The sequence below is a fragment of the Paenibacillus cremeus genome, assembly GCF_007786445.1.
Lineage (GTDB): Bacteria > Bacillota > Bacilli > Paenibacillales > NBRC-103111 > Paenibacillus_G > Paenibacillus_G cremeus.
Genome location: NZ_VNJI01000055.1, coordinates 42,095 through 50,179, shown reverse-complemented (window position 1 = coordinate 50,179; position 8,085 = coordinate 42,095). Strand labels below are relative to the sequence as shown.

The window sequence follows — 8,085 nt, the reverse complement described above, 5'->3', positions numbered from 1 at the left end:
TTCCGAGAAAACGTGGCTCACCACGTCCTGTATCTGCAACAGCAACAGAAATTGAATCTTTTGATACGTCTAAACCAACAAATTTTGTGTAATCCTTCATAATAGCGGCTCCTTTCGAATGTAGCTCTGCATTTGGTTTTAGTAGAATCCACTACACATTGTTACCAAATGTAACCTACGCTAAGCGAATGGGGCCGCCTCGTTCATTATGACTAACGGGAGTATAGTTTGAATCATTTCAATATACGTTAGGCGAATGTGGGCCGCCGTTCATTATGACAAACAGGATACATAGAGATAGAGAAAATTGGATATAAAAAAAACCTCCTTTGATTTCGAAAGATGACTATTGTGTATTTGTAAAACGCTTTTCTGATGCAATCGGATTATATATTTTCTGTAGAGATAATAGAGCAAAAGGAGGCGATGTTACAGTTTCCTTGCGGATGGCTCCTATAATTTTTCCCGATGATGGAATAGAGGTATTAAAGTTAAGATGGTCGTGTTCTCCGAATACAATCTTTCCGATGAAGTCATGCATTTAGTTGGAACTAATTGACGAGAGCTTTATATTATTTCCGACGGGCTCTGAAATGAAGGGGCTCATAGCCGAATTCAAGAACCGAAGTGGAAGATGGGGGCACAGCTGGGCATAGGAAATGCAGCGGCACCCAACTTCGCAGCTGGATTGCCGCAGTCGTACTCCGATGGACAACTGCTGCCCAATAAGGGGGCTCCGGCTGTATGCCGAAGCCCCCTTGATGCAATGGAGATACATATCTCCCGGTTTTGCATGGCTCAAAAGAGTTACCAGTCCAATACAACGCCCAGGCACTGACCCTTGTCTTCCAATATCGTCCGCCACGCTTCAGCCGCTTGTTCCGCGGGGAACCGGTGAGAAATGAGCGGTTCGGTAAGTAGCCAGCCTTCTTGGATACCCATCAGCGTCTGATCTATGCGGGGTTTCGTCCAGCCTGACGGAGTGTGAAGCGTCATCTCTTTATCCCGCAATTTTTGAATATCCACAATGCCGGTTGTTCCGAGAAACCCCGCCGATACCCAGTGGCTGTCCCGGGTCATCACGGGTTCGATTGCATTGACCGTGGCCATCGAACCTACGGTGTCAACAACTACCGATATGGGACCACATGAATCCAGGATGTCGGACAACCGGTGTTCATTCGTATTAAATCCGCGAATTCGCGGGTTCAGACGGTTCAGCCTCGTTTGATGCCTGCCCAATACGATAACGTTAGCCCCCCGGTGCAGCAGCGTTTGCGCCGCCCACTGGCCGACAAGCCCGTCGCCGATGACAACTGACGTCTGGCCTTCCGCAAGCGCTGGCCTGCTTCCGCAGTTATAGCCTACCTGGGTCAGTACGAGTCCGGAATAAGCGACAGCCGACGCTCCTTCCGGCAGCTTCCACACTTGACTACCGTCGATGACAGCAGGATCGACGTGCCCGCCCGAAGGAGTAAACATTCCCGAGACGCGGCTGGCCGAGGCGAATACCCAATCTCCTTCTTTGACGTGCCGTACGGCGCTGCCGACAGCTCTGACGATGCCTGTTTTCTGGTAGCCGGCCGCAATCGGAAACGGCCACGGATCGCCTTCCTGGTAAGGCACTTCACCTTTAATGCGCTCACCGCGCAAATAAGACGACTCCGTACCGATACTGATCCATGAATGTTTGATGTCGATAACGACATCCGTTTCGCCGGGATCGGGGATATCTACGTCTATCCATTCGACCTGCATTTTATTCGTAAAAATGACCGCCTTTCCTTTCAATCCGTTTCCCTCCTCAGTTTGGACGGCTTAGAGCCGGAACAAAACACACCTTGATCGCTTCCTGATTTTTAAGCAGCTCGACGGCGTCCGCGTACTGCTCAAACGACATTTCGGCAGAGACCAGTGGCCCCAACTGCAGTTTGCCTGCGATGATAAGCTGCAGCGCATACTCGGCGGCTTCCCGGTAATGGCCCGGATAACCGATGACGGTCAGACCCGGATGATGCAGCGTATAATCTTCCCTCTGCACGGCAAACAGCGCTACCGCTTCGTTCGTATGATCCATCAAATACCTCACTGCGTCGGGATAACCGACACAATCGACAGCCACGTCGATGGCCCCATCGGTACGTCTTAAGGGCAGCTCATCCGTGCCGGAAGGCAGCGACCTCGACAGGCCGAGCTGCTCTGCAGCGGTTCTGCGCTGTGGAATCGGGTCGAGCCCGACGACTTGTCCGGCCCCTTCCGCGGCCAGCATTTGCAGCGCGATCAAGCCGGCTGGGCCAAGTCCGTTTACGGCACACGTTTTGCCGGCAATGCCCGCGACCGCTTTTAGCTTAAGAATGCTTGAAGCCACGCACATGGCTAACTCCAGCGAAGCAAGTTGGGTGTAATGGAGGTGAGCCGGAACAGCGATCAAATGTTTTTCTTCCAAGACGACATATTCAGCATAACAGCCGGGATTCATATGCCCGGGATCCTTCCAGGCCGAGACGGTCTGACCGACTGTTAATTTCCCGCAGCCTTCTCCGAGCTTGGCCACCGTGCCGGTCATCTCATGCCCCGGTTGACCGGGGGGATAAGGAAACGGAACGTGGCTTTGATGTGTAAACATCGGCTTGCCGTAAAAGATGTGCAGATCCCATTGGGGACATGTGGTAACCGCCGTTACTTTGACAAGCACACAGCCGGGTCCCGGTTCAGGGATAGGCAATGACACGGTTTCCGCGTTTTTTTTGCTAATTATCTGCAATGCTTTCATTTCTCGGTTTTGGTGCGGTTCGTGCATTACACTGGATTGAGGGGATTGATTCAATTGATTTGTTTGGTCCAATGGGATCAGCATCCTTTCAATGGGAATCAGTTTTAACAACATCTTACCTGTATTTTTCCGCTTTGTATTTCCAATATATATTGATCTTTTGCAGAGACGGCACGTCTTTTTGCATTGATCACATCAGTAAGGACTCGTTATAATTTATGATATATTGACTTTTTTCACTAATTCCGGGGGAGCGATCGCCATGATGGTGAGAGATTACAGCTGCTGCCGTTTGATGCCCGAAGAGACAAGGGGAGGAATCCATCCGTATCCCGAATTGCTTTATGTCTTGTCGGGCAAGGTGCAGATCACTTGGAGGGGAGTCTGTTATACCGCTAGTCCCCGGGCGCTTGTGCTGCTGCCCTCCGATACGCCTCATCAAGTGGTTGCTTTGTCCAAAGAAGCGGATATTTGGTACGCAGAGCTTGATTTTGGGGAGGATGAGTTATTTCCAGGCATGGAGAACAACATCACGTGGAATGAATTGCAGTGTTCTCCCGAGTCGCGGCCCGTCTTGGATCCGGTGTTCGAAATGACGCTGGAGCTGGTGACCGAGGCGATTTGCACGGAAAAAATAAGCGTCTCCGAATATGCGAAACGGCTGTGCCTGCTGGATATCCAAAAATTGCTGCTGTTTATTCGCGCTTATTTGGAGCGGGATTCCGCTGTGCTTTCGTTTGATCGAAACGAGGACGGCGACACGACAGTGGCATTGATGCGGTTTATGGAATCGCGTTACAGTCAGCCAATCACATTAAAAATGTTGGCCGATTTTGTTCATCTGAACCCTTCTTACCTGATCCGGGATTTTAAAAAGCATACCGGCTCCACTCCAATTCAATATTTGCAGATGCTGCGAATGAATGCGGCAATGTGTTATTTGGCCGCAACGGATATGAGCATCAACCATGTGGCGGAGCAGTGCGGTTACCCAAGCATTCATTATTTCAGTCAGTTGTTTAAGAAAAAGTTTGGCGTAAGTCCGACCGATTGGAGGAAAAAAACGAAATCGGCGGCGCGTACGAAAAGATAAAAGGTGCACAATACTTCAAAACCGGCGTCTCTAGCATGTAATCGATATGAGATGTAGCAAGACTGTTCGCCGAACCCGAATGTCGGGTGAGGTAATCCTATGATGGGTGTAGATTGAGCCAAACAAAACATAGTCATTTTAACACCAAACTAACGGTTACGATAGCGCGGCGATGGAACCGATTCATCGCTTGTTTTCGTTTCTATCGGCTGTAGAGCGGTAAAACACTCTTTCGGGGGGATATAATGTTCAGGAAGCTATTTCTTAGAGGAAATGAAAGCAGAAAGCACCAAGCAATGGTCTTCGTGGTGAACGTTTATAAAAGTAACGAAGATGTTGTCGTTTTAAATCCGACTGTTGTTGATTTGGAAGGGTTGAGAAGACCGAATAGTAAATACATAAAACTCGATTCAATACATAATTATGGCGAAGTTGGGAAGGCATTAAAAGAAAGTTTAATTATTTGATTCAAAAGTATTCATGTTGCAAGGAAATCCGATTCGGACACTTATATAATTTCGTGTTTAGACAGATATAAGAGCAATGGTTATTTGGGTACAAAGGACAACCAGACGTTTGAGATACCATTAACCTCTTCAGACAATGAAATAGGAAAAGCCATAGCAAAAGCGTTTAATTACTGTTTATGAGAGGACTGATAAACTAGGTGGCCTGCTCACTTGTCCGCCAGCGATTAGCCAGTCGTCCAGAATGATCGACTGGCTTTGTTGTTGAAGTAACGGGCTGGATAATTCAGTAAGACTATGGAATATTCAGGCTAGTATGGTTGGTGATTTTGAAGTCTAAGGGGGAGTTTTATGAAAACTTTCATATCCATGATCAGGCGCGGAGAATCACCTAAAGTGGAAGGGAACGAATCAGATGCCATGTTGGAGCTCATATATTGAAAGATGAAGGCATAGACACGTTCATTTCAAGTCCAATCTTTTGCGTTAAATAAAAAAAAGACGATCTCTTGCAGCAAAGAGAGAGTCGTCTTATTACATCTTTATTCATTCGTTTTTTAATACCCATTTTCAATAATGTCTAGTGCCCCAGTGTCTGGGTTAATAACCAATCCGTGCACAGGAATATCTTTAGGGATGAGCGGATGATTTCGGATCACTTCAACACTTTGGCGAACGCTTTCTGAAACGGAATCAAAACCTTGCAGCCAATCCTTTAATTTGATTCCTGAATAATTCAATGTCTCGATCGTTTGTTCGGAAATTCCTCTTTCGATCATTTTTTTTGTTGTTTCTGTTGGGTTCACATGGGTCATTCCGCAGTCGTAATGCCCGACAACGCATACTTCATGTGCGTTAAGTTCATAAATGGCAACAATGATGCTTCTCATAATACTACCGAAAGGATGGGAAACAACTGCACCGGCTGTTTTAAGTATTTTCGCGTCTCCATTTCGTAAATTCATCGCTCTTGGTAACAATTCAGTCAACCTTGTATCCATGCAGGACACGACAACAAGCTTCTTATTAGGAAGTTTCGATGTTTGATATTTCACATACTCTTTGTTTTCAACAAATTCTCTGTTGTACTCGATCATTTCATTTAAAAACAAGCTCACCACTCCTCTCCTTCTATAATAATCATTTAATAGGTTACTTGCAAAAGCATTTTACTGTTAGCAAAGGGTTGGAGTTCCATTATAGTTTTTCGCTTCTAAATATGACAAAATACCTCTCGAAGATATTTTGAAACACCAATTAGTATCAATAATTCTGATAAACGCATCGCGATAGAATTGAGTTCTCTCTAATTCTGATACCAAACATCGTATGGCAGTAGGGTTCAAAGAGAGATTAAAGGACTTAAGAATTGATACGGGGCTGACACAAGAAAAACTATCGGACCAGTTCGTCATCCCAGATTCCACCATCAGACGATACGAGACGAATAGAAACATGCCAAAACGCTCGCGGATTTTTTCGGAGTAACGATAGATTATCTAGTCGGTAGGACAACCGAACCAGCTTGCCAGAGGGGGATCCGATCGATATACTCGATCTGTCAGACGATGAAATCTTTACCAAAGTGAATTTGTTGTTGATGGGGATTAAGTTAGAATTAGAAGACCTTAAAAACTGCCATCACTACCAAGGGAGGAAAGGGGGACGGCGTCTTTTTTTAGTTTAGCGCTTATATCCTTGTAGCTGCTGTTCTGCCATCTGTATCAGTCTACGAGTGATGTTGCCTCCGATTGAGCCAGCATCGCGAGTAGCAAGATTCCCATTGTACCCGTTCGGTTGTAATTGAATTCCCAGTGCTTGTGCGACTTCATACTTTAACTGATCCAGTGCTGCCATTGCTTGTTGAGCAACCAGTGTGTTACTTCTGTTTGTCATTAAGTCGACCACTCCTTTTTTGGGATTGATGGTATTTTCGGAATTTTACTATTTCTATACAAAACATTTACTCGATATTTGGTCGATAACAACTTCATTTATGGCGCGAAGAGGATATTCTTGAGTAGGGCACCGGACATGTCGGCTTGTGATGAGTAATGTGCGCCACAGTGGCTGTTCATCACAAAAAAACGGTCACTTTTTTTCTATATCGGAGGAATGTCTGATCAATGGATAGCTCGTGACGCTTTGACCGGCTCTTTCTGTGGGGGTCAAAGGGTTCAGACGATTATCCATATTATTAAACGCATTCTCCATTTACTGTCATGGGCAGAGGAGTATAATTTATAATAAAAGCGCTTACATCAGGTGCTGCTCATTAAGACTTAGGGGGCTATATTAGATGCGAAAAAAAAACATGCTATTATGGATGACTACGATCACGTCGATGATGGTCACGGCTTGCTCCGGAGGTAACCCCAGCACGAGCGAGCAGACTCCGCAGACACCGACCAAAACGTCTGTGCAAATCGGTGACGCCAAGCTGGACGCGGCCGAGCTGGTCATTTTATCCAAGGTGGCATCGATCACGCAGGAGGAATTTGAACGCACGATGGCTGCGCCGATCCGCGCCAAATATCCCAACTACAAGCTCAAGTACATCATTGAGGGAAAAGACGTCACACTGGATAAAATGATGGTGGCCGGACAGGCGCCGGATATTACCATCACCTCGCTCGGCGGCCTGCAAAGCTCACTGCTGCCCCTCAGCCTGGAATACGACTTGACTGACCTGATCAAAAAGTACAACTACGACATGTCGCGGATCGAGCCGTCTACAATTGAATCGTTGAAAAATGCGACGACAAAGGGCGGGATTTACGGTCTGCCCAAATATTTGAACACAGTAGTCCTATTCTACAACAAGGATTTGTTTAACAAATTTGGAGTACCCGTTCCGAAGGACGGGATGACCTGGGATGAGGCGATCCGACTGTCGGGCACGATGACGAGGGTTGAGAATGGGGAGCAGATCCGCGGGATGTCGCTCTTTTACAGCAATATGGTGTTGGAAAACCAGCTGTCCTTGCCGCTCATCGACCCGAAGGAGGATAAGAGCGCGGTCAATGTGCCCGGTTTTCAGAAGCTGCTGACTACGTTCAAAGCGATCTACGATATCCCGGGGAACAAGCCGGAGGGCGATTTTACACCGGATAGTGAGCTGACGCAGTTCCAAAAAAAACGGAACGTGGCTATGGTCGCGGCCCCCATGTCGGGCTATGGACGCTTCGAGGCCGACCCTGATTTGAACTGGGATGTGGTGGCGGCCCCGACGTTCGCGGACGCGCCGAAGGTCGGATACCAGCCGAATACGATTTATTACTTTGTTAGTAACGCCAATAAAAAGGCTGAGCAGGCGTTCCAGGTCGTCACCGAGTTACTGTCCGATGACGTGCAGTTGCAGGCGAATAAAGAGGCACGGCCGACAATTCTAAATAACGAGAAAATTCGCGCGACGCTAGGTAGCGATCATAAGCTGTTCAAGGATAAAAATTTCAAGGCTGTGTTTTATAACAAGTTTGCTCCGATGCCCCCGGCCAACGCCAAAATGGCGCCGCTAGTGAATGCCTCCTCTATTCTGCAAGGGGAGTTCGTGGCAATGATCAAAAACGGGAGCGATATCAACACCGCTCTGCGGACGGCGGAGGATAAGATCAATCAGGCCATCACGTCAGCCAAGAGCAAGTAATCACCGGGTCAAGGAAAGAAGGAGCGCTGCTCCTTTTTTCTTTTCGCTGGGTAATCGTTCAATAGTCCATGTTTTCCGTTGGATATTCAATTTACTTAAGAATCAT

The 8,085-nt window shown here is 47.1% G+C and carries 9 protein-coding genes and 1 pseudogene; 6 read left to right on the top strand and 4 right to left on the bottom strand.

Annotation, left to right across the window (positions count from 1 at the left end; translation table 11 throughout):
• Nucleotides 1-807: 807 nt before the first annotated feature.
• On the bottom strand, nucleotides 808-1,791 hold the full coding sequence (locus tag FPZ49_RS29290; protein WP_144853936.1) for a hypothetical protein: 984 nt from the start codon (nucleotides 1,789-1,791) through the stop codon (nucleotides 808-810).
• Between the two features lie 13 nt (nucleotides 1,792-1,804).
• Nucleotides 1,805-2,731 carry a zinc-dependent alcohol dehydrogenase gene (locus FPZ49_RS29285; RefSeq protein ID WP_222429987.1) on the bottom strand — a complete coding sequence of 309 codons (927 nt, stop codon included), beginning with the start codon at nucleotides 2,729-2,731 and terminating at the stop codon, nucleotides 1,805-1,807.
• A gap of 304 nt (nucleotides 2,732-3,035) precedes the next feature.
• On the opposite strand from FPZ49_RS29285, the gene FPZ49_RS29280 reads away from it, so the two are divergent.
• The 4 genes and pseudogenes from FPZ49_RS29280 to FPZ49_RS37695 form a co-directional block, all read left to right on the top strand.
• The gene (locus FPZ49_RS29280) at nucleotides 3,036-3,866 is read left to right on the top strand and encodes an AraC family transcriptional regulator (RefSeq protein WP_144853934.1); all 831 of its coding nucleotides are present in this window, start codon (nucleotides 3,036-3,038) and stop codon (nucleotides 3,864-3,866) included.
• 245 nt (nucleotides 3,867-4,111) lie between these two features.
• Nucleotides 4,112-4,333, top strand: coding sequence for a hypothetical protein (locus tag FPZ49_RS29275; RefSeq protein ID WP_144853933.1), 222 nt, complete (start codon nucleotides 4,112-4,114; stop codon nucleotides 4,331-4,333).
• A 9-nt stretch (nucleotides 4,334-4,342) separates the two neighbouring features.
• A complete protein-coding gene (locus FPZ49_RS37700) occupies nucleotides 4,343-4,516 on the top strand; it encodes a contact-dependent growth inhibition system immunity protein (RefSeq protein ID WP_144853940.1) in 174 nt (57 codons plus the stop codon).
• 168 nt (nucleotides 4,517-4,684) lie between these two features.
• Nucleotides 4,685-4,809: pseudogene (locus FPZ49_RS37695) on the top strand (histidine phosphatase family protein); the annotation flags it as partial.
• An 81-nt stretch (nucleotides 4,810-4,890) separates the two neighbouring features.
• Here FPZ49_RS37695 and FPZ49_RS29265 read toward each other — a convergent pair.
• Nucleotides 4,891-5,430: a beta-class carbonic anhydrase gene (locus FPZ49_RS29265; RefSeq protein ID WP_144853939.1), complete on the bottom strand. Its 540-nt coding sequence runs from the start codon at nucleotides 5,428-5,430 to the stop codon at nucleotides 4,891-4,893.
• A 232-nt stretch (nucleotides 5,431-5,662) separates the two neighbouring features.
• Here FPZ49_RS29265 and FPZ49_RS37690 point away from each other — a divergent pair, with 232 nt between their 5' ends.
• On the top strand, nucleotides 5,663-5,821 hold the full coding sequence (locus FPZ49_RS37690; protein WP_144853932.1) for a helix-turn-helix domain-containing protein: 159 nt from the start codon (nucleotides 5,663-5,665) through the stop codon (nucleotides 5,819-5,821).
• Between the two features lie 195 nt (nucleotides 5,822-6,016).
• On the opposite strand, the gene FPZ49_RS29255 is transcribed toward FPZ49_RS37690, so the two are convergent.
• Complete coding sequence (locus tag FPZ49_RS29255) at nucleotides 6,017-6,229, bottom strand: alpha/beta-type small acid-soluble spore protein (protein WP_144853931.1); 213 nt, start codon at nucleotides 6,227-6,229, stop codon at nucleotides 6,017-6,019.
• Nucleotides 6,230-6,632: 403 nt separating this feature from the next.
• Here FPZ49_RS29255 and FPZ49_RS29250 point away from each other — a divergent pair, with 403 nt between their 5' ends.
• Nucleotides 6,633-7,979 (top strand): ABC transporter substrate-binding protein, encoded by a 1,347-nt coding sequence (locus FPZ49_RS29250; RefSeq protein ID WP_144853930.1) that lies wholly within the window; start codon nucleotides 6,633-6,635, stop codon nucleotides 7,977-7,979.
• Nucleotides 7,980-8,085 lie beyond the last annotated feature (106 nt).

Coding starts and splice junctions, on each gene's coding strand:
- FPZ49_RS29280 (WP_144853934.1), top strand. CDS start 3,036: ATGATGGTGAGAGATTACAGCTGCTGCCGTTTGATGCCCGAAGAGACA.
- FPZ49_RS29275 (WP_144853933.1), top strand. CDS start 4,112: ATGTTCAGGAAGCTATTTCTTAGAGGAAATGAAAGCAGAAAGCACCAA.
- FPZ49_RS29265 (WP_144853939.1), bottom strand. CDS start 5,430: ATGATCGAGTACAACAGAGAATTTGTTGAAAACAAAGAGTATGTGAAA.
- FPZ49_RS37690 (WP_144853932.1), top strand. CDS start 5,663: ATGGCAGTAGGGTTCAAAGAGAGATTAAAGGACTTAAGAATTGATACG.
- FPZ49_RS29255 (WP_144853931.1), bottom strand. CDS start 6,229: ATGACAAACAGAAGTAACACACTGGTTGCTCAACAAGCAATGGCAGCA.
- FPZ49_RS29250 (WP_144853930.1), top strand. CDS start 6,633: ATGCGAAAAAAAAACATGCTATTATGGATGACTACGATCACGTCGATG.